Genomic DNA, 20609 nt, shown 5'->3' with positions numbered 1-20609 from the left:
TTTTAAAAATTAAATGCTACTTTAAAACCTAAACTTCTGCTGGTAGCGTAACTCATATCTTCCACTCCGCTTACAAAACCATTTCCTTGAACCGCTAATTGCTCTGGATCAAAATGTGGATTTTCTGTAATCACAAACAAATTGTTTCCTATAAAAGAAAAGTTCATTGTAGAAACATCTTGTAATCCTAAAAAACCTTCATTTAAATTCAACGTATAACCAATTGAAAACTGACGTACTTTTAAAAACGAAGCATCATAGACATTATTTTCTTCGTGATTTCTATCGTAAAATTTTCGGTAATAGCTTTCTGCAGAAACAGCAATGGTGTTTGGTTGTCCTGTATTTACGTTTACTCCTTGCGCTACAATTCCAGTATCTGGTCTAAAAGAAGTTTCTGCTAATTGGCCGCCAACATTACCTAAAGCGCTAGTTCTAGAAACAATTTCGCCTCCTTGACGCCAATCAAACAAAAAACTAGCATTCCAATTTTTGTATTGAAAAGAATTACTCCATCCTAAAGTAAAATCAGGATTGTAGTTTCCTAATTTCTGTAAAGTATTGTCTGCAATATAACTTCCATTATCATCAATTAAAAACTGACCTTCAGCATTTTTTTTATATCCTGTTCCGTAAAAATCTCCAACCTCTCCGCCTTCTTCTACTTGAAACCAAACTGTTTGATTTGCGCTGTCATAAATTCTGCTATACGCTAATGTTAAACGACCGTTTTCTTGCGGCAAATCTTTAATGACCGATTTGTTTGTTGCAAAATTAAAAATAGTATTCCATGTAAAATTTTTGTTTTTAATAGGTGTTCCGCCTAAAATAATTTCTACACCCGTCGTATTTACTTTTCCACCATTTACAACTTGTTGATTGTATCCTGATGAAATTGGAATGGGTAAAGAAATAATTTGATCTTTTGTAGTTGCATTATAATACGTAAAATCTACACTTAATCGATCTTTAAAGAATCTTACATCTGCACCAAATTCATACGAAGTAGTAACTTCTGGTTTTAGGTTTGCATTCGGGATAAAATTTTGATTGCTAAAAGTAGGTTGTCCGTTAAAGGTTGTTTGTGATACAAAAGCACCCGAAGTTTGATATGGATTCGTATCATTACCAACTTGTGCAGCACTGGCTCTTAATTTTGCAAATGAGATGTTTTCTGGTAATTTTGTATAGTTTGATAAAATAAAACTCGATGAAATTGATGGATAAAAGAACGAAGTTCCATCCACAGAAAATGGAGTTGCTAATGCACTAGACCAATCATTTCTGCCAGTAATATCTATATATAAATAATCTTTGTAACCCAATTTTGCAATTCCGTACAAAGAATTAATTCTTTTTTGAGAATTAAATTGAAAAACTTCTATTGGAGACGCTGCATTGTTTAAACTAAAAATACCAGGTTGCGCCAAGTTTGTAGTTTGACTCTGTTTGGTGGATGCTTTTTGGTCTAATCTATTTCCTCCAAAAGAAGTATCAAAAGAAAAATAACCAAAATTATTTTTATAGTTGAGTAAGAATTCGGTGTTTATTTCTCTATAAAAAACATCGTGTTCTGCATGGGCTCCGTTTTTAAAGCGATTTGAACTAAAATTACGTTTAAATTCTCTTTTTTCTGATGAATAATCCATTCCAGAACGTAGAGAAATACTCAGGTTTTCAGTGAATTTATGGTTTATAGCAACATTTCCAAAAAGACGGTCTCTATTAAAAGAATTGGTGTTTTCTTGTAAAATAAAAAAAGGATTATCAAAATACGTATAGTTAAAAGAATACTGCTGAACACCTTCTAAACCAGGTTGCCAATAGTTTCTTAAACTGTTGATATTTAAAGAACGCGGACCCCAGGCAACCAAAGAGTAATTTACATTTTCACTTCCGTAACCATTTGCAGGTCTATTGTCACTACTAGAATTTACGTAGCTCACAGAAGAAGTTATTTTTGTCGTTTCTGTCGGATTAAAATTCATCTTTAAAGCCACCGTTTTTCTATCTAAATTTACTCCAGGAATAATAGATTCACTGTCTAAATTTGTAAAAGATAGGCGATAGGAGCCGCTGTCAAATTCATCATTTATAGAAATATTATTACTCGTTGTAATTCCTGTTTGATAGAAATCTTTTAAATTATTAGGGTTTGATTTAAATAAAGTGGGCGTAATTGGCAAACCATTATATAGAGAAGTGTCTCCACCACGAACAATAGTTCCATTTGGCAAGTTAACAGGAGAATCAAATTGCGCAATCAAGTTTCCTGTGTCTAATCTTGGTCCCCAAGAATACGTAATATTATCATTAATTCCGTTGCCTAAACCATTTCCATATTTAAAGTTATCAGAATTTCCTTGTCCATATTCATTTTGAAAATCAGGCAAACGAAAAGCAGTATCAAAAGTAATAGAAGAATTGATGCTAATTCCTAAACCTTTTTTTTTCGTTCCGTCTTTTGTTTTAATCACAATCACACCGTTAGAAGCTCGAGTGCCATAAAGCGCAGCAGCACTTGGTCCTTTTAAAACCGTAACAGATTCAATATCATCGGCATTTACTTCCATTGCGCCGTTTCCAAAATCTATTTCTTGAAAACCTGCAGCAGCTTCATTGGTAAAATTAAAAACGGTGTTGTTGTTTATGGGCGTTCCATCAACCACAAAAAGCGGATTATTATTAGAAAAAGAAGCTTCACCCCGAATGGTTATTTTTGATGATGAACCAACACCTGTTGCACCCTGAGAAATGGTAACTCCGGCTAATTTACCTGCTAAATTATCTAAAAAATTGGGTGTTTTTATTTCGGAAATATCTTTAGATTTTATTTCTTGAACTACATAACCAAGTTCTTTGGTGTTTCTATTTACACCCAAAGCAGTAACTACAATTTCGTTTAAATTAGTTTCTATTTCGTCTAATTGAATGTTAATAACTGTTTGATTACCAATGGCGATTTTTTGAGTTTTATATCCTAAAGAAGAATAAGTTAAATAAGTGTTTTTCTCTAAAATTTCGATGCTATACTCTCCGTTAATATCAGAAGTTGTTCCGTTTCTTATTGAGGACGAAATACTAACATAAGGAATTTTTTCTCCTGTATTTTTCTGTGTAATTGTACCCGTAATTTTTATTTGTGAAAAGCTATTGCTCGCAAAAAGCAATAGAACCCACATAAAAAAGTGTTTCATTTAATCTTTTTTTGTGTAAAATAAATTTGATTTTTTATTGATTTTAGAAATCAATATAGACCCGAATTACGCAAAAATAGATGGGGAGCCTTTGTTGAAGTTTTGTGAAAAAGAAGTTTTGTAAATGTAGATTTTGTACTCAAAAAAGATATTTTTAATACTAAAGAATAATTGATATAAAAGTTTTAAAATTGATAATGAAATTCCTTTAAAACTATTGATGATGCTCTCTATATCTTCCTTTGAGTCAAGGTCCATTAACAGTTCTAAAAACTGTATTTCTAAATTTTTAGAATTTGAAATCGAAACAATTGAGGCATGCAAACGATTGGTTTGCCAAGGTAATTTCAAGAAAGTTTCTGTATTAAAATGCTCTTTTTTAATTCCCATTAAATAGAAACCACCGTCTTTTGTAGGACCTAGAACCAAATCGGTTTTTTCTAATTGATGCAAAGTATCAATTAAATGATGGGTTTTTAAATGCGGCGTGTCGTTACCAATAGTAATTATATTTGTAAATCCCTTTTTAAAGACTGATTCAATAGCGTTTGAAAAACGTTCGCCAAAAGAGCTTCCAATTTGTTGCTTTTCGGTAAAATGAAAAAATGTAATTCCAGATTTTTCTACCGTTTTTAAGATTTGACGATTCAATGCAGAAAAAACATCCACAGAAAGAAACGATTTTCTCTCTGCTTCTTTTTTAGCAGAATTTGCAAATAATAATATGGCAGTTTTGGTTTTCATTTTTATTTTAACAACAGCGTATGCTCCTTAAGCAATTAATTAAGCAACAACTCCTTGACAGCTGCTTCCTGCGCCAGCAGTGCAACCATAACAATGTTGATTGATTATGATATTTCTGTCTTGTAATAATTCTTCGTTATAATCTGAAATATGTTTAACTTTACTCGCGACTTTTAAATTTAACATCTGATTAAAATCGCAGTCATATAACCAACCATCCCAACTTATAGAAAGCGTATTTGTGCACATTACATTTGCAACGGCGGCAGGATTGTATGCATCTACCAAAGAAATCATATAATCTTCATAATTTTCTGAAGCAATTAAATAATCTAAAAAACGACTAATTGGTAAATTGGTAATTGCAAAAAGATTATGAAAATTAATATCAAAATCACCTTTTAGCGCTTTTTTGAAATCATTTTCTAACGCCGTTTGATCTCCAGGTAAAAAAGCTCCTGAAGGATTGTATACTAAATCTAATTTCAAATCAGAACCTTCTAATCCATAACCAACGGCATTTAGTTCTTGTAATGCTTTTATTGATTTATCAAAAACACCATCACCACGTTGTTTATCTGTTTTTCCACGTGTCCAATGCGGCATAGAAGAAACCACATGCACCTTATGTTTTTTGAAAAACTCAGGCAAATCGTGGTATTTTTTATTTGCTCTAATAATTGTTAGGTTAGAACGCACAATGAAATCTTTAATTCCGGCTTTGGATGCTTCTTCTACAAACCATCTGAAATTAGGATTCATTTCTGGTGCGCCACCAGTTAAATCTAACGTATGTGCTTCTGTTTTTTTAATGACTTCCAAACATTGTTTCATGGTGCCTAAAGTCATGATTTCTTTCCTGTCTGGGCCAGCATCCACATGACAATGAGAACAAACTTGGTTGCACATATATCCCAAATTTATCTGTAAAATTTCTAGTTTCTTAGGGCGTAAAGGAAACTGATTTGTTTCTTTAATTTTTTCAGCAAAAGTTGGTAATTCTCCGTTTGCGAAAATTCCTTCAGAAAGAATTTCCATTTGACGAGATGTATTTGCGATATCGTTATTTCTTGCTTTTAATGATTTTGTAGCCATATATGCTGAACTTGTTTCAGTATCTTTTTGATGAAATTCTGAATTTATGTTTTAATTCTTTACTTTATTTAAGTAGAAAACTTTGGTTTGGTTTTTTTTTGATGGATTTATTCTAATGATTTTTTTTATTTTCGAAAAATCGATTTTGAAGAAGAATTCCTCAGAGTTTGTCTATGTATTTTTTTAGAAATTAATTACTTTAAGATCCTTCGTAAAAACTCAGGATAAGCGATTCATACATTTTTGCTAAAAACAAAAATGGTTCTCTGCTTACATTTCTAACTTGTTTACCTTATTCATCATTTGAACACCGTGAACCAAGGTTGCACCACTTTTAATTGCTGCACCAACATGAATCGCTTCCATCATTTGTTCTTTGGTAATTCCGCGTTGCAAACCATCTTTTGTATACGCATCAATACAATATGGGCATTGTTCTGTATGCGCAACTGCCAAGGCAATTAAAGACTTTTCGCGAGCCGTTAAGGCTCCTTCTTCAAAAACTTTTCCGTAATAATCAAAAAACTTATTTCCTAGTTCCTCGCTCCATTCTGTTATTTTCCCAAATTTTCTTAAATCAGCAGCATCGTAATATGTTTTTGACATGTGTTTTTTTCTTTTTAAAAAGCGAAAGGTAATAATTTATTTGCTGTTTAAACTCCAATCATATTTCAAATAAGAGATTTTAGCATTTGCGTTTATTTTAGTTTTAGAATAGGTATTTAAATACGCTATTAAAGAACTTTTTTTGGTAAAATCATCTTTAAACCAATCAAAAATTGAAGAAATCTCAAGGGTCTCTTTCGAAATTTTATTTCTTGATGAATCGTTGATGAAGTCTTTCATTAATCTCGATAATTCTGAATCTATATTTTCTTCTGTAAATGCAATATTTGATAACTTCGGACAAGAACCAGAAGCGCAATTTACACCCACATGAATTCTTGGGTCGAATACTGTTTTACGTAAAATTTTGTGCTCTATATAATCTAGCGTATAGATTTTGTTTCCAACTTTTGCAAACGGAATTTTCCAAGCCGAATTTCCTTCTTGTTTGATATCCATAATTGATTTTAGTGGATAATTTTCTATGATAATTTTAATTGTGTATGCGTTATAAGCATTTATCCAAAAGGCTCTTTGTTTATTTTCTGACCAAGTTTTTTCTGGAGAAGTTTTTTCTAAATAGGAAATATAGCTATCTAATTTAGCCTCGTCAATTTTGAAAGATTTGTAATCTACAATTCCGTTTTTAGTTAAATTTTTCTGTAATAAATCATCAAAAACAGTAGTTTGTGCATGTAGTTTTAATACAAATAAAATGACAACTAATACTAAACCTATTTTTTTCATTCTTATTTTCATTTCTAAATATATAGACGAAGCTAGTTTGAGTTAATTACAAAAATTACTCTAAAATTTCTTCACCAACTTTTAAGTTGAATCTTTTTCTAAAAAGAAAAACAACTCCATATAAAATAGGTGTATCCAAAATCGCAATAATTACTTTAAAGAGAAAACCACTTATTAACAAAGATGTAAAAATATACCAAGGAAGAATGTTAAAAGAGCACAATAAAACGAGTACTGTAAAAGTGTCTATAAATTGAGATGCAAATGTAGAAAAGTTATTTCGCAACCATAAATGTCTGCCTTTTGTGATGTTTTTCCAGAAATGAAATATTCTTATATCTATAAATTGAGCAAATAAATAAGCAATCATAGAAGCAAAAACTGCCAAAGGTGACAAACCAAAAACTTGATGAAATATTTTGTTATTAATTGGTGAATTTTCAATTGCAGGAGTAAAATCTGCAATTAAAATAATGGTTATTGAAAAAAAGGAAGCAAAAATCCCTGCAATTACTACTTGATTTGCTTTTTTCTTTCCATAAATTTCTGATAGAATATCTGTAATTAAAAATGTAATTGGATACGGTAAAATTCCTACAGAAATTTCAAAGCGATACAATCCAAAAGGTTCCCAAAAAAAAAATTTTTGAAAGATTAAATTTGATGCTACTAAAGAAGCTATAAATAATGCAGCAAGAATTAAATAAATACTATCTGCTAATTGTTTGTCTTTTATTGTCATTATGCGAATTTAATACATATTTTATCAGCTTTAAAGACCTAAAAGTAAATTGATAGGTGTAGCCCCGATTGCAGCAATTGTTTGAGCTCTTTTTGTTTTTACAAAAAAGCGAGTGCGAAAAGCGGGATTAGCTTCCAATAAAAATGATTATTTTTGCCGATAATTAAATGAATAAATAGTTGTTAAAATACATATTTTATGAAAGCATATATTTTTCCTGGACAAGGAGCACAATTTACAGGAATGGGATTGGATTTATACGAAAAGTCTACTTTAGCGCAAGAATTATTTGAAAAAGCTAATAAGATTTTGGGGTTTTCAATAACCGATATTATGTTTGAAGGAACTGCAGAAGATTTAAAAGAAACGAAGGTTACGCAGCCAGCAATTTTTTTACATTCGGTAATTTTAGCCAAAGTTTTAGGGGCGTCATTTCAGCCAGAAATGGTTGCAGGTCATTCTTTAGGAGAACTTTCTGCTTTGGTTGCAAATGGAGTTTTATCTTTCGAAGACGGCTTAAAATTAGTTTCTAAACGTGCTTTAGCAATGCAAAAAGCATGTGAAATAGCACCTTCTACAATGGCCGCTATTATTGGTTTAGAAGATAATATAGTGGAGGAGGTTTGTGCTGCAATAGTCGGAATCGTTGTTGCTGCAAATTACAATTGCCCAGGTCAATTAGTGATTTCTGGAGAAATTGAAGCGGTAGAAAAAGGGTGTGTAATATTAAAAGAAAAAGGTGCGAAAATGGCAGTAATATTACCGGTTGGTGGAGCGTTTCATTCGCCAATGATGGAGCCAGCAAGAGAAGAATTAGCAGCTGCAATTGAAGCGACTACATTTAGTAAACCCACGTGTGCGGTGTATCAGAATGTAACTGCAAATGCTGTCACAGATCCTGATGAAATTAAGAAAAACTTAATGCTACAATTAACTGCGCCTGTAAAATGGACCCAATCTATACAAGCAATGATTGCTAGCGGAGCAACTGAGTTTATAGAAGTTGGACCTGGTAAAGTTTTACAAGGTTTAATGCGCAAAATTGATAGAAGTGTTGCTGCTACTGGAGCTAGTTTTGAGTAGTTTTAGAAACAAGACTTAAAAGAGACAAGAATTTTGATGCAAAATTTATTGCGGTAGTTTTATATTATTGGATATCAAAAAAATCCCAATTTCAAATTTGAAATTGGGATTTTTTAAAAAAACAGAACCATTTTAGTTCGTTAGAATTAAGTCTAGGTTCTCGATTTTAAAGGCGAAGCTGTCTTATTTCTTTATCTTTTTCTGTCTTTCATTCAACAAGATAGGTTCTCCATACCCTAATTCTTTCATGCGTTCTAATTGCGTTTCGGCATCACCCACAACTAGCCAAATCATTTTATTAGGATTCACATATTTGTGAGCCAATTCTTTAATTCGCTCTTTCGTTATGTTGTTAACTGTATTTTCTTGGTCTTTAACATAATCAGATTTTAAACCATAAGCACTCATGTCAGATAGCATTCGTAATTTTGCTCTATCAGTTTCAAAAGCTCTAGCATTACTTTTAATTAAGAAACTTTTGGTAGTTTCTAAATCTTTATCAGAAAAAGTAGTTGGGTATTCTTCTAAAATTTTCTTCACTGCTTGTGCAGATTCTAAAGTAACATTACTTCTTACACCGCTAGAAATTGTAAAATTTCCTTTTGCTTTTGTGCCAGAAAAACCAGAACGAATTCCGTAGGTATACCCTTTTCCTTCACGCAATTCTTGCGTTAGTCTAGAAGCAAAACCACCACCGCCTAAAATATAATTCATTACAGAAGCCGCGTAATAATCTTTATCCGTTGCTGCTAAGGCTGGTGCACCAAATTGTAAAACAGATTGTTTTGCATTCGGAATGTCATAAAAATAGACGACAGGTTTTGTTGGAGCATCAGGAGTTTTATAAACAGGAATTTTAACTTCTTTGGCCATCCAATTTTTGTTCAAACTTTCTAAAGAAGCGACTACTTTTTCTTTTGATATGTCTCCAACAACCAACATTTTGGCAGCAGAAGGAGAAATATAATTTTTATAAAATGCTTTAAGATCTTCAATAGTTATTTTTTCTACGGATGTTAAAGTTCCTAAAGTATTTTTAGAACGAATATTGTCTTCTCCGTAAATCAACTCATTGTACGCATTGTTTGCAACAGCATTCGGATTTCCTTCTTCTTGACGTAAATTTGCAATTGTTGCTTTTTTTAATAAGTCGAATTCTGTTTCATCAAACCTTGGTTCTAACAGCATTTCTTGCACTAAAGCCAATGTTTTGTTGTAGTTTTTAGCTAAAGTTGTTCCGCTTAAAGTAATGTTTTCAGTATCAGAAGAAATATAAATTAAAGCGCCTAATTCTTGAGTTGCTTCTTCTAGTTCTTTAACTGTTTTATTTTTAGTTCCTTTGTTTAATAGACCTGCAGTTAAATTGGCAACGCCTAATTTATCGAAAGATTCTAATAACTGGCCGCCATCAATAGTAATATTAAAACGCACAAGTGGTACTTCGTTGCTTTCAATTCCGAATATCTTTAAACCATTTTCTAAACTACTTTCATATACTTTTGGAACCGCTAAAGAAGGAGTTTCACCATAAGGAGGTTCGATGCTTCTATCAAAAGTTGAAGGAGTTTTTTCATACGTTGCAGCAATTTTCGGGTCAAATTTTTCCTCAGCTCCCGTTACAATTACTTCTTCCACAACATCCGCTAAAACAGCACCTTTTAAAGCTAAATCAGCCACGTTTTTAGGAACAAAACTAGTAGCAATGTAATTTTTATTTTTGAGGTATTGGTTATAAACACGCATCACATCTTCTTTGGTTACAGCGATTGTGTTTTTTAAATCTTCCGTTACAAAACCAGGATTCCCTGTATAAGTATTGTAGGAAGCTAAACCCGTTCCTTTGCCTAAAGCACTAGATAAACTGCTGTAAAAATTAGTTTCTTGACCCGCTTTTATTCTGTTTAAATCTTTTTCGGAGATTCCTTTTGCTTCAAATTTTTCAAACGCTTTTTCAATTCCGGCTTTTATTGCGTCTAATTGTATGCCGTCAAAAGCTCTTACTAAAAGTTGTGTTTGTCCTGCTAATTCAGAACTGTAATTATACATTGTTGTGTTTGATGTTAATTTTAAATCATCAACCAAAACTTCATTTAATGGAGCAGATTTACCGCTGGATAAATACTCAGTTAAAACCTCTAAAGGATAAGAATCTGGATGATAAGAAGCTACCGTTGGCCAAGCCATTGTTAATTGAGGTACTCTAGCAAAGTTGTCTTCATAATAAAAAGACTTAGTTTCATCTACTTTTCCGGCTCTTTTAACAAGCGCAGGAATTTCTTCTGTTCCTTTAGGAATTTCTTCAAAATATTTGTGAACCCATTTTGTAGCTTGCTCAATATCAATATCTCCAGATAAAACTAAAGTAGAATTATTTGGAACATACCATTTTTTAAAAAATGTTTTTACATCGGCTAAAGTTGCATTTTGCAAATCTTCTAAAGATCCAATTACTTGCCAATTATAAGGATGATCTTTCGGATATAAATTTTTGTCAATTACATATTGATTATGTCCATAAGGTCTGTTGTCATAACTCTGCCTTTTTTCATTCTTAACAACTTGCTTTTCTTTTGCCAAAACTTCGTCTGTAACGGTGTTTATAAACCAGCCTAATTTATCGGCTTCTGCCCAAATCATTTTTTCTAAACCATCTTTTGGTACCGTTTGCAGGTAATTTGTTCGGTCTCTAGAAGTAGAGCCGTTTGCACCAGAACCACCAATTCTTGCGCTCATTTTATCTAAACCTCCTTTTCCTAAATTTTCTGATTCTAAGAATAATAAGTGTTCAAATAAATGTGCAAATCCAGTTCTACCTTCAATTTCTCTAGCAGAACCAACATGAACCATCAATTCTACGGCAACCACAGGATCTGATGTATCCACATGAAAAACGACCTCTAGACCGTTATCTAGTTTTATTTTTTGTAGTTGATGCTTAATTCTGGCGATTTCTCTCCTTTTTTTTCTTCGGATGAATTTTTACATCCTATAAAAATAGTGGTGAGTATAAAAGTAATAAGTATTTTTTCATTTGAGTTTGGTTTTTATTGATGAAAGTTACTAAAATGAAAAGGAGAATTGCATTCTATTTTGTTAAATTAAATTTAAAAATTATTTAAACAGTTAATTTCTGATTTTTTATTCAGAATTCCAATTTACTGTTAACAAGAATAAACGTAAATTTGCAGCTTCTTAAAAAGAAAATAGATGCAATACAATCACTTAGAAATTGAAAAGAAATGGCAGGAATTTTGGGCAAAAAACCAAACTTTTAAAGCCAATAATGAATCGGAGAAACCTAAATATTATGTGTTAGATATGTTTCCTTATCCGTCAGGAGCAGGTTTACATGTTGGCCATCCTTTAGGCTATATTGCAAGTGATATCTATGCGCGTTACAAACGTCATAAAGGTTTTAATGTATTGCATCCGCAAGGATATGATTCTTTTGGTTTGCCAGCAGAACAATATGCAATTCAAACAGGGCAACATCCAGCGCAAACAACCGAAGAAAATATTAAAACATACAGAAGACAATTAGATCAAATTGGTTTTTCTTTCGATTGGAGTAGAGAAGTGCGTACTTCGAGTCCGGAATATTATAAATGGACGCAATGGATTTTTATCCAATTATTCAATTCTTGGTATAATAAAGACACAGATAAAGCAGAAGATATTTCTACTTTAATTTCTGTTTTTAAAAAGGAAGGAAATACAACTGTAAATGCCGTTTGTGATGAAGAAATTAGTTCTTTTTCTTCGGATGAATGGAATGCGTTTTCAACCAAAGAACAAGAAGAACTTTTATTACAATATCGTTTAACTTTTTTATCGGATACAGAAGTAAATTGGTGTCCTGATTTAGGAACCGTTTTAGCAAATGATGAAATTGTAAACGGAGTTTCCGAACGTGGCGGTTATCCTGTTGTCAGAAAAAAGATGACACAATGGTCGATGCGAATTTCTGCATACGCGCAGCGTTTGTTAGATGGTTTAGAAACGATTGATTGGCCACAACCATTGAAAGAATCTCAAAGAAATTGGATTGGTAGAAGTCAAGGTGCAATGGTTTCTTTTAAAGTAGATTCAGGTGCTGCAAAATTAACATCCGAAGTAAAATTATCGTACAAAGAATTAGAAGCTTTAAAAGAATTGCGTTTAAATTTATCAAAAGCAGAAGCAATTCTTTGGGATGAATTAAAAAACAAAAAAGGCGCAGCAAAATTCAGAAAAAAATATACAATTGGTACATTTTTAGTGGATTATGTGTGTTTAGCAAAAAATATAATTGTTGAGTTTTCTGGCAAAGAAGAGGAAGCCGCAAGATCAGAGTTTTTTACAAGTGAAGGATTTAATTTTCTTCGTTTTACCAATCAAGAAGTTATTGATAACGTACTGGCTGTTGTTGCTAAAATAAACAATACAATTCAGTTTTCAAAACCAATTGAAAAGTTAGAAAGTAAAGACGATGCTACTCCGGTCGCAGTAGAGAATTCTTATAAAATTGAAGTTTTTACAACAAGACCAGATACTATCTTCGGAGTAAGTTTTATGACATTAGCTCCAGAACATGAATTAGTTGCAAAAATTACTACGGATGCACAAAAAGCAGCCGTTCAAAATTATATTACAGCAACTGCAAAACGTTCTGAGCGTGATAGAATGGCAGATGTAAAAACCATTTCTGGCGCGTTTACTGGTGCGTATGCAATTCACCCTTTTTCTGGTGAGAAAGTACAAATTTGGATTGGAGATTACGTCTTAGCAAACTACGGAACAGGCGCAGTTATGGCAGTTCCTTGTGGTGATCAGCGTGATTACGATTTCGCAAAACACTTTAATATTCCGATTCCGAATATTTTTGAAGGAGTTGATATTTCGGAAGCTGCGCATACTGATAAAGACGGAACGAAAATTGCAAATTCAGATTTTTTATCAGGATTAAAATATAAGAAAGCATTAAAATTAGCCATTTTTGAAATGGAGAAACGTGGTTTTGGTTACGGAAAAATAAATTACCGTTTGCGTGATGCTGTTTTTAGCAGACAACGTTATTGGGGAGAACCTTTTCCGGTATATTATAAAGATGGAATGCCACAAATGATTGACGAAAAACACTTGCCAATTGTGTTGCCGGAAGTTGAAAAATACTTACCAACGGAAGATGGGAAGCCACCTTTAGGAAATGCAACAGAATGGGCGTGGGATTCTCGTGGAAAGAAAGTAGTTTCTAATGAGAAGTTGAAAAACAAAACAGTTTTTCCTTTAGAATTAAATACAATGCCAGGTTGGGCAGGAAGTTCTTGGTATTTTAATAGATATATGGATGCTACAAATTCAACCGAATTTGCAAGCGAAGAATCTTTAGAATATTGGAAAGAAGTAGATTTATATATTGGAGGTTCTGAACATGCAACTGGCCATTTATTATACGCACGTTTTTGGCAAAAATTCTTGTTTGATAAAGGAATTGTGCCTGTAGATGAGTTTGCGAAAAAACTGATTAACCAAGGAATGATTTTGGGAACATCTGCTTTCGTGTCTATTTTTGAAGGCAGTTTTATCGCTGAAAACGACGATTTAATTAGTACTACGGATACAAAAATACTTTTTAGTAAATCAGTTATTGATGTTATCAATAAAAACAGCATTCTTTATTATGATTTCTGGAATGAACCTACAATAAATGATGATGGAATTATAGAAAAATATCACGTAGCTGAGGCGGATCTTTTAAAAGTGAAGAATTTATACGGAACTCTTTTAGAGCTTGCAAAAAAACTAGGCTTTAAATCTATTTTATGGAATAAAGAAGTTTTAAAAGTGCGTTCAATTCATGCGGATGTTTCTTATGTAAATTCTTCGGATGAATTAGATTTAGAAGCGTTTAAAAATTGGAGATCAGAATTTAAAGATGCAGAATTTATTATAGAAGAAGATGGTGCTTTCGAAGTTTCTCGTGAAGTAGAAAAAATGTCTAAGTCTAAATATAATGTTGTAAATCCTGATGATATTGTAACTCAATATGGTGCTGACAGTTTGCGTTTATTTGAGATGTTTTTAGGTCCTTTAGAGCAAGCAAAACCTTGGAATACGGCAGGTATTTCTGGAGTTTCTTCTTTCTTGAAGAAATTGTGGAAGCTATATTATAACGAAGAAGTTTTTGAAGTTTCAGAAGAAAAAGCAACATCAGAAGAATTAAAAGTTTTACACAAAACAATTAAAAAAGTAGAAGAAGATATCGAGAATTTCTCTTTTAATACGTCTGTTTCTACCTTTATGATTGCTGTAAACGGTTTAACTGCTTTAAATTGTAACAAACGTGAAATTTTAGAACCTTTATTGGTTTTATTATCGCCATATGCACCTCATATTTCAGAAGAGTTATGGAGTCAGTTAGGAAATAAAAAATCGATTTCAACAGTTGATTTCCCTGTTTTTGATGCAAAACATTTGGTAGAAAGCGCTAAAAATTATCCTATTTCTTTTAACGGAAAAATGCGTTTTACGCTAGAGCTTCCGTTAGATTTATCAAAAGAAGAAATAGAAAAAGCAGTTTTAGAAAACGAAAAAACGATTGCACAACTAGAAGGTAAAGCTCCTAAAAAAGTAATTATTGTTCCTGGAAAAATCGTAAACATAGTAAGCTAGAGGCGCAGCCTTTTCAGGTTATTAGTTTGTTTGTAAAATGTCATTTCGAGGCATGAAGCGATCTGCTAGTCGGTTTCTATAATTTATTTGTCATTTCGAAAAGTGTCTTTTTAGGCGATTGAGAAATCTCATTTAAAAAAATCGAAAGATTATTACTGAAACTTGATTTAGTAAGATCGGAATACATCAAAAAAAAATAAAAAATAGTGATTGATTTTTACGAAGTTATTGGTTTAGTTGCTGCGTTTATAACAACAGCCTCATTTTTGCCACAAGTTTTTAAAACCTATAAAACAAAAGATACTTCAGGACTTTCTTTAACAATGTACACAACCTTTTTTATCGGGATTGTTTTATGGTTAATTTACGGCATTCATTTAAGGAGTTTGCCAATGATTTTAGCAAATTCAATTACAGCAATATCATCTTTGTTTTTAGTGGTTATGAAATTGAAGTACAAATAAGAAATGAATTTTTTATAAAAAAAATGAAAGTCATTGCAAATTCTGTGATGACTTTTTTTATTCTGCATAACTTCATAATTTTAGATTGATTTTCTATCAATAAAAAGCTACTTTTGAACAAACTTGAATTTAATGACAACTACTAGACAAAATGGAAGTTTATACACCAGCTTTCAAAAGAATATTGCGACTATAGAATTTGGGCATCCTGCAGGTAATTCTTTTCCAAGTGAATTGTTAGAAAGACTTACAAAAGAACTGAATTCAATTGCGAAAAACGATATTATTTCTGTAATCATTTTAAAATCCGAAGGAGAAAAAGCGTTTTGCGCGGGTGCTTCTTTTAATGAATTAGTTGCTATTTCAAATTTAGAAGAAGGTAAAAGATTTTTTGCTGGTTTTGCGAACGTACTAAACGCCATGAGAACTTGTGGTAAACTTATTATTGGTCGAGTTCAAGGAAAAACTGTAGGAGGAGGAGTTGGTTTGGCTGCTGCCTGCGACTATGTGTTGGCAACAGAAAATGCAGCAATTAAATTGTCAGAATTTACGATTGGTATTGGTCCTTTTGTAATTGAACCAGCCGTAAAACGTAAAATAGGAGTTGCAGGTTTGTCAGAATTAACTTTAGATGCTACCGATTGGAAAAATGCTTATTGGGCAAAAGAAAAAGGGTTGTATGCTAAAGTTTTTGAAACGATTAAAGAATTAGATGAAGAAGTAGAAATATTTGCATCGAAATTAGCATCTTACAATCCATCGGCTTTAGCGGAGATGAAAAAGGTTTTATGGGAAAATACCCAAAATTGGGATGATTTATTAGCCGAAAGAGCTGCTGTTTCAGGAGAATTGGTTTTATCAGAATTCACTAAAAATGCGTTGGCCAAATTCTCTAAAAAGTAAACTTGAAAAGTTTATGCTGAACTTGATTCAGTATCTAAAAATACTGAAAGTATTTAAAAAAATATAAATGAAAATTGTATCTACAAATATTGGTGAACGAAAGGAAATCATTTATATGAGGGAGAAGGTAACAACGGGTATTTTTAAATTTCCTATTAATACGCCTGTTTTTTTAGATAAGGAAGAAGTAAAAGGAGATGCAATTTGTGATCGTGAAAATCATGGAGGAATTGAGCAGGCTATTTATGGATATTCTCTAAAACATTATGATTTTTGGAAACCTTTGTATCCGAAGTTAGAATGGAGTTTAGGAATGTTCGGAGAAAATTTAACAATCGATGACCTTGATGAAACAAAAATTCATGTGGGTGATACTTTTAAAGTTGGCGAAACAATTTTAGAAGCAACCTTGCAAAGAAGCCCATGTTATAAATTGGGAATTCGTTTTAACACTATGAAAATTGTAAAACAATTTTGGAATACTACTTTTTGTGGCGTGTATTTTAAAGTGCTACAAACAGGTTTTGTAAAGGTTGATGATGAGTTTATACAAATAAAAAGCTGTCCAGAAAATTCAACAATTGCAGACTTATTAATAAAAAGAAAAAAAGAAGAAGGTATCTAATGAAATTCGAGAAAACACATTTAGTACTTATTGTATATGCATTTTTACCCTTTTTAAATCTAATTTATTTGGTAGATTATTGCTTTGAAGTTGCAAATTTATCAATAATTACAGGACTTACAATTTATTTGCCATTGCTTTTCTGGTAATCACTTTTTATGATTTGTATAATTTTTCTATCAAAAGATTGTCGTTTAACTTTATGCCTTTGCTAATTATTCTCATCTTTCATATTTCTTTATTTGCATAAAATATCAAAGAAAATTTTTGTTTAAAAATAAGAAAATATTCTTTAAAAATTCAATGGGAGTAGAGATAACCTCAAAAATTATACTATTTACTGATAAAACTCTTGAAGTTAAACAAGCTTTAAAAAATGAAGTTTGTACTAAAAAAGGAACCTATTATTTTAAAAATGATTCACTTTTCTTAAATAAAAATGATGGATCTTTACATGATGTAGTTTTTGATAGTATTTATTATTTTATTTTTTAATAAAAACAGAAAATTTATGAATTCCGAATAATAAAAAATTACTAAATTCTGAATTAGAGAAATAGGTTTTTCTTTAAATTAGGCTTATTAATTGCGGTTAAAAAATAAAAGAGCAAAAAAAAAGGATGAAATGCAAAAATTATAAAAAAAATATAATTTAATGTTTTTTTAAAAAATATTAAATTACCTTTACTTGTGATTTTTAAGTAAGTCACACTTTTTCTTTTTCATAGCAATTTTCCCACTCAATTTATTGAGTGGGTTTTTTAATTTTTAACAAACAAAACCTCAAAATTTCTATGGTAAATTGATATTTATAAAATATCTTTGCAGTCGATTACAAGAACTATGGATTCAATAGCAATTTCAGAGACAAGAACATCAATGAGTGCACTTTTTTCAGACTTAAAACAACTCACAAAAGTTGGTCTTTCTTTAAGTGTGGTTTTTTCTTCGGTTGCAGGTTATTTATTAGCAGTAGACACTATTAATTACACTACGCTTTTATTACTAGCTTTAGGGGGTTTCTTTATGGTTGGTGCATCTAATGCTTTTAATCAAATTATTGAGAAAGATACAGATGCAATTATGCTTCGTACCCTAAACAGGCCTTTGCCAACGGAAAGAATGTCTGTAAATTTTGCAATGGCAATTGCTATTCTATTTACGGTTTTAGGAATTTCAATTCTATATAGTATCAACCCAAAGACCGCTTTGTTTGGTGCAATTTCAATTTTCTTATATACTTGCGCTTACACTCCTTTAAAATCGGTAACACCATTGGCTGTTTTTGTGGGGGCAATTCCGGGTGCTATTCCTTTTATGTTAGGTTGGGTTGCAGCAACAGATCATTTTGGTATAGAAGCAGGGTTTTTATTTATGATTCAGTTTTTCTGGCAATTCCCACATTTTTGGGCAATTGGTTGGTTGCAATTTGAAGAATATAAAAAAGCAGGATTTAATATGTTACCCATGAATACCAAGGATAAAAGGGCTGTAAAACAAATTATTTTTTATACGCTTATAATGATATTGGTTTCAATCGCTCCAGTATTAAAATTATCAGGAAATTTTTATATTTATCCAGCAACCGCAGTAATTGTTGCTTTATTAGGGGTAGTAATGTTATATTATGCAGTTCAGTTGCATAAATCAGAAAAAAATACAGATGCGCGAAAACTAATGTTATCTAGTGTTTTGTACATTACTGTTGTGCAAGTTATATATGTAGTAGATAAATTTTACATTAAAATATGGTAGGAGAACAAGTTTTAAAACAAGAGTATATAGTCGCTAAAAAGAAATCTGCAAAACCAATGTTATGGATTTCTATGATTAGCATGGTGATGTTTTTTGCAGGATTAACAAGCGCATACGTAATTAGTATGAATCGTAATGATTGGGTTTCGTTCGATTTGCCACAGTCATTTTATGTAAGCACAATTTTAATAGTAGCAAGTAGTATTACATTATTTTTATCACAAAGGTTTTTAAAACAAAACAAAAGGCAATTGTCATTAATTTTGTTAGTTGTAACATTACTTTTAGGGATCGGTTTTGTTTGGCAACAATATGTTGGTTTTAATCAGCTTAAAAGTATTGGGTTGTTTTTTACAGGTCCGGAAAGTACAGTTTCAACTTCATTTATAATTGGGATCACTTTTATGCACGTTTTGCATTTGTTTGCCGGTCTAGTTGTACTTTTGGTTGTTATTTATAATCATTTTAAATACAAATACAAACAAGACGATATGCTTGGTTTTGAACTAGGTGCAATCTTCTGGCATTTTGTAGATCTATTATGGATTTATCTATTTTTCTTTTTCTCTTTTATTAAGTGATGAAAAATAGTTATTTTTACAATCTAAATTAAGCATTAATTAACAGAGAATATTTATGGAAGCAAATATTGCTACACCTTCAGACGGGAAAAACACTTGGAGCGGCGGAGGAGTTAGCCCATTTGGGTCAAGTTATGGTAAAATGATGATGTGGTTTTTTATCGTTTCTGATGCGTTAACCTTTTCAGGGTTTTTAGCAGCTTACGGTTTAACCCGTTTTAAATTTATAAATTCATGGCCAATTGCAGACGAGGTGTTTACGCACGTGCCATTTATACATGGGAATTATCCTATGTATTATGTGGCTTTTATGACATTTGTACTGATTTTTTCTTCAGTAACGATGGTAATGGCTGTAGATGCTGGTCATAAAATGCAAAAAAGTAAAGTAGCTTGGTATATGTTTGCGACAATTATTGGAGGTTTAATATTCGTAGGTTCTCAAGCTTGGGAATGGAATACTTTTATTAATGGATCTTATGGGGCCGTAAAAACGACCAATGGTAAAGTTTTGCAATTTGTAAAAGATGGTCACCAAATAGCGTTATCAGACTTTGTTGTTGGAAATAGAATGGACGAAAGAGTAACGCACACCAAAAAGAATGGTTTATGGTTTGTTAGTGGTGAGGAAGTTCCTGAATATTCATTAGCTCAAATTACAGCTTCTTACAAAGCAGATCCTTCTGTACAAATTAGGATAGAAAAAATTGATTTAGATACTAAAAAGAAATATATTCTTTCTAGAGAAAAAGGTCTGGCTGAATTGGCAAACGGCCAAAAGGTTGTGGAAGGAGCTGACTTAAATGCAAATGAGTACGGAAAGACAATCTTCGCTAACTTCTTTTTCTTTATTACTGGTTTTCACGGTTTTCACGTGCTTTCAGGAATCATAATTAATATCATTATATTCTTTAATGTTTTGATCGGTACTTATGAAAAGAAAGGGCACTACGAAATGGTAGAAAAAGTAGGATTATATTGGCACTTTGTAGATTTAGTTTGGGTATTTGTATTTACTTTTTTCTACTTAGTTTAATTATAAAATAATAGCAAAAGATGGCACACGCACACGAATCTAATGTAAAAAGGATATGGATGGTATTTGGTTTACTATCTGTAGTTACAATTGTTGAAGTTTATTTAGGAATTGTAAAACCAGAAGTTTTACATTTAACAAGTATTTTAGGTACAAGTCCGTTAAACTGGATTTTTATTATACTTACGCTATTAAAAGCATATTATATTACTTGGACTTTCATGCACATGGAAGGAGAAAAGAAATGGTTTAGACGCGCAGCAATTTGGACTGCTCTTTTTCTAATCTGTTATTTAGTAACATTGTTTTTAATAGAAGGCGGTTATCTGCACAGTACATTAGCACCACTTGTAAAATGGTAATTTAAATACAAAGAGGTG

Annotated in this window: 18 protein-coding genes; 11 read left to right on the top strand and 7 right to left on the bottom strand. The window is 31.7% G+C overall.

All coding sequences use genetic code 11. From position 1 onward, the window contains the following. Positions 1-2: 2 nt before the first annotated feature. From BST83_RS14315 to BST83_RS14290, 6 genes are all read right to left on the bottom strand, one after another. Positions 3-3197 (bottom strand): SusC/RagA family TonB-linked outer membrane protein, encoded by a 3195-nt coding sequence (locus BST83_RS14315; protein ID WP_104810379.1) that lies wholly within the window; start codon positions 3195-3197, stop codon positions 3-5. Positions 3198-3263: 66 nt separating this feature from the next. Beyond that, positions 3264-3941 carry a TIGR04282 family arsenosugar biosynthesis glycosyltransferase gene (locus tag BST83_RS14310; protein ID WP_104810378.1) on the bottom strand — a complete coding sequence of 226 codons (678 nt, stop codon included), beginning with the start codon at positions 3939-3941 and terminating at the stop codon, positions 3264-3266. A 39-nt stretch (positions 3942-3980) separates the two neighbouring features. Next, positions 3981-5036 carry an arsenosugar biosynthesis radical SAM (seleno)protein ArsS gene (gene arsS / locus BST83_RS14305; RefSeq protein WP_104810377.1) on the bottom strand — a complete coding sequence of 352 codons (1056 nt, stop codon included), beginning with the start codon at positions 5034-5036 and terminating at the stop codon, positions 3981-3983. Between the two features lie 270 nt (positions 5037-5306). Then, positions 5307-5642 carry an arsenosugar biosynthesis-associated peroxidase-like protein gene (locus tag BST83_RS14300; RefSeq protein WP_104810376.1) on the bottom strand — a complete coding sequence of 112 codons (336 nt, stop codon included), beginning with the start codon at positions 5640-5642 and terminating at the stop codon, positions 5307-5309. Between the two features lie 36 nt (positions 5643-5678). Then, the gene (locus BST83_RS14295; RefSeq protein ID WP_104810375.1) at positions 5679-6389 is read right to left on the bottom strand and encodes a DUF547 domain-containing protein; all 711 of its coding nucleotides are present in this window, start codon (positions 6387-6389) and stop codon (positions 5679-5681) included. 55 nt (positions 6390-6444) lie between these two features. Continuing rightward, positions 6445-7131: a queuosine precursor transporter gene (locus tag BST83_RS14290; RefSeq protein ID WP_104810374.1), complete on the bottom strand. Its 687-nt coding sequence runs from the start codon at positions 7129-7131 to the stop codon at positions 6445-6447. Positions 7132-7329: 198 nt separating this feature from the next. On the opposite strand from BST83_RS14290, the gene fabD reads away from it, so the two are divergent. Next, on the top strand, positions 7330-8214 hold the full coding sequence (gene fabD / locus BST83_RS14285) for an ACP S-malonyltransferase (RefSeq protein WP_104810373.1): 885 nt from the start codon (positions 7330-7332) through the stop codon (positions 8212-8214). 183 nt (positions 8215-8397) lie between these two features. On the opposite strand, the gene BST83_RS14280 is transcribed toward fabD, so the two are convergent. After that, positions 8398-11097: a M16 family metallopeptidase gene (locus BST83_RS14280; RefSeq protein ID WP_240614768.1), complete on the bottom strand. Its 2700-nt coding sequence runs from the start codon at positions 11095-11097 to the stop codon at positions 8398-8400. Positions 11098-11421: 324 nt separating this feature from the next. Between BST83_RS14280 and BST83_RS14275 the strand changes: the two genes are divergently transcribed. The 10 genes from BST83_RS14275 (at position 11422) to BST83_RS14235 (ending at position 20591) form a co-directional block, all read left to right on the top strand. Next, positions 11422-14865 carry a leucine--tRNA ligase gene (locus tag BST83_RS14275; RefSeq protein WP_104810372.1) on the top strand — a complete coding sequence of 1148 codons (3444 nt, stop codon included), beginning with the start codon at positions 11422-11424 and terminating at the stop codon, positions 14863-14865. A gap of 206 nt (positions 14866-15071) precedes the next feature. Further along, entirely contained in the window at positions 15072-15329 is a 258-nt protein-coding gene (locus BST83_RS14270; RefSeq protein WP_205853587.1) for a SemiSWEET family sugar transporter, read from the top strand. Between the two features lie 132 nt (positions 15330-15461). Then, positions 15462-16232 (top strand): enoyl-CoA hydratase/isomerase family protein, encoded by a 771-nt coding sequence (locus BST83_RS14265; protein WP_104810371.1) that lies wholly within the window; start codon positions 15462-15464, stop codon positions 16230-16232. Between the two features lie 67 nt (positions 16233-16299). After that, positions 16300-16857, top strand: coding sequence for an MOSC domain-containing protein (locus tag BST83_RS14260; protein ID WP_104810370.1), 558 nt, complete (start codon positions 16300-16302; stop codon positions 16855-16857). Then, a complete protein-coding gene (locus tag BST83_RS19930) occupies positions 16857-17006 on the top strand; it encodes a hypothetical protein (RefSeq protein WP_170062793.1) in 150 nt (49 codons plus the stop codon). The genes BST83_RS14260 and BST83_RS19930 overlap by 1 nt, the downstream gene beginning before the upstream one ends. A gap of 154 nt (positions 17007-17160) precedes the next feature. After that, a complete protein-coding gene (locus tag BST83_RS14255; RefSeq protein ID WP_104810369.1) occupies positions 17161-17352 on the top strand; it encodes a hypothetical protein in 192 nt (63 codons plus the stop codon). 348 nt (positions 17353-17700) lie between these two features. After that, positions 17701-18612, top strand: a complete 912-nt coding sequence (cyoE, locus tag BST83_RS14250; protein ID WP_104810368.1) for a heme o synthase — start codon at positions 17701-17703, stop codon at positions 18610-18612. Beyond that, the gene (locus tag BST83_RS14245; protein ID WP_104810367.1) at positions 18606-19193 is read left to right on the top strand and encodes a cytochrome c oxidase subunit 3; all 588 of its coding nucleotides are present in this window, start codon (positions 18606-18608) and stop codon (positions 19191-19193) included. The genes cyoE and BST83_RS14245 overlap by 7 nt, the downstream gene beginning before the upstream one ends. 55 nt (positions 19194-19248) lie before the next feature. Beyond that, entirely contained in the window at positions 19249-20229 is a 981-nt protein-coding gene (locus BST83_RS14240) for a cytochrome c oxidase subunit 3 (protein ID WP_104810366.1), read from the top strand. A gap of 20 nt (positions 20230-20249) precedes the next feature. Further along, positions 20250-20591: a cytochrome C oxidase subunit IV family protein gene (locus BST83_RS14235; RefSeq protein ID WP_104810365.1), complete on the top strand. Its 342-nt coding sequence runs from the start codon at positions 20250-20252 to the stop codon at positions 20589-20591. Positions 20592-20609 lie beyond the last annotated feature (18 nt).

The sequence above is a fragment of the Polaribacter filamentus genome, assembly GCF_002943715.1.
Classification (GTDB): Bacteria; Bacteroidota; Bacteroidia; order Flavobacteriales; family Flavobacteriaceae; genus Polaribacter; species Polaribacter filamentus.
The sequence above is the reverse complement of the archived record's forward strand: the minus strand, read 5'-3'. Positions and strand labels throughout refer to the sequence as shown.

Coding starts and splice junctions, on each gene's coding strand:
- BST83_RS14315 (WP_104810379.1), bottom strand. CDS start 3,197: ATGAAACACTTTTTTATGTGGGTTCTATTGCTTTTTGCGAGCAATAGC.
- BST83_RS14310 (WP_104810378.1), bottom strand. CDS start 3,941: ATGAAAACCAAAACTGCCATATTATTATTTGCAAATTCTGCTAAAAAA.
- arsS (WP_104810377.1), bottom strand. CDS start 5,036: ATGGCTACAAAATCATTAAAAGCAAGAAATAACGATATCGCAAATACA.
- BST83_RS14300 (WP_104810376.1), bottom strand. CDS start 5,642: ATGTCAAAAACATATTACGATGCTGCTGATTTAAGAAAATTTGGGAAA.
- BST83_RS14295 (WP_104810375.1), bottom strand. CDS start 6,389: ATGAAAAAAATAGGTTTAGTATTAGTTGTCATTTTATTTGTATTAAAA.
- BST83_RS14290 (WP_104810374.1), bottom strand. CDS start 7,131: ATGACAATAAAAGACAAACAATTAGCAGATAGTATTTATTTAATTCTT.
- fabD (WP_104810373.1), top strand. CDS start 7,330: ATGAAAGCATATATTTTTCCTGGACAAGGAGCACAATTTACAGGAATG.
- BST83_RS14275 (WP_104810372.1), top strand. CDS start 11,422: ATGCAATACAATCACTTAGAAATTGAAAAGAAATGGCAGGAATTTTGG.
- BST83_RS14265 (WP_104810371.1), top strand. CDS start 15,462: ATGACAACTACTAGACAAAATGGAAGTTTATACACCAGCTTTCAAAAG.
- BST83_RS14260 (WP_104810370.1), top strand. CDS start 16,300: ATGAAAATTGTATCTACAAATATTGGTGAACGAAAGGAAATCATTTAT.
- BST83_RS19930 (WP_170062793.1), top strand. CDS start 16,857: ATGAAATTCGAGAAAACACATTTAGTACTTATTGTATATGCATTTTTA.
- BST83_RS14255 (WP_104810369.1), top strand. CDS start 17,161: ATGGGAGTAGAGATAACCTCAAAAATTATACTATTTACTGATAAAACT.
- cyoE (WP_104810368.1), top strand. CDS start 17,701: ATGGATTCAATAGCAATTTCAGAGACAAGAACATCAATGAGTGCACTT.
- BST83_RS14245 (WP_104810367.1), top strand. CDS start 18,606: ATGGTAGGAGAACAAGTTTTAAAACAAGAGTATATAGTCGCTAAAAAG.
- BST83_RS14240 (WP_104810366.1), top strand. CDS start 19,249: ATGGAAGCAAATATTGCTACACCTTCAGACGGGAAAAACACTTGGAGC.
- BST83_RS14235 (WP_104810365.1), top strand. CDS start 20,250: ATGGCACACGCACACGAATCTAATGTAAAAAGGATATGGATGGTATTT.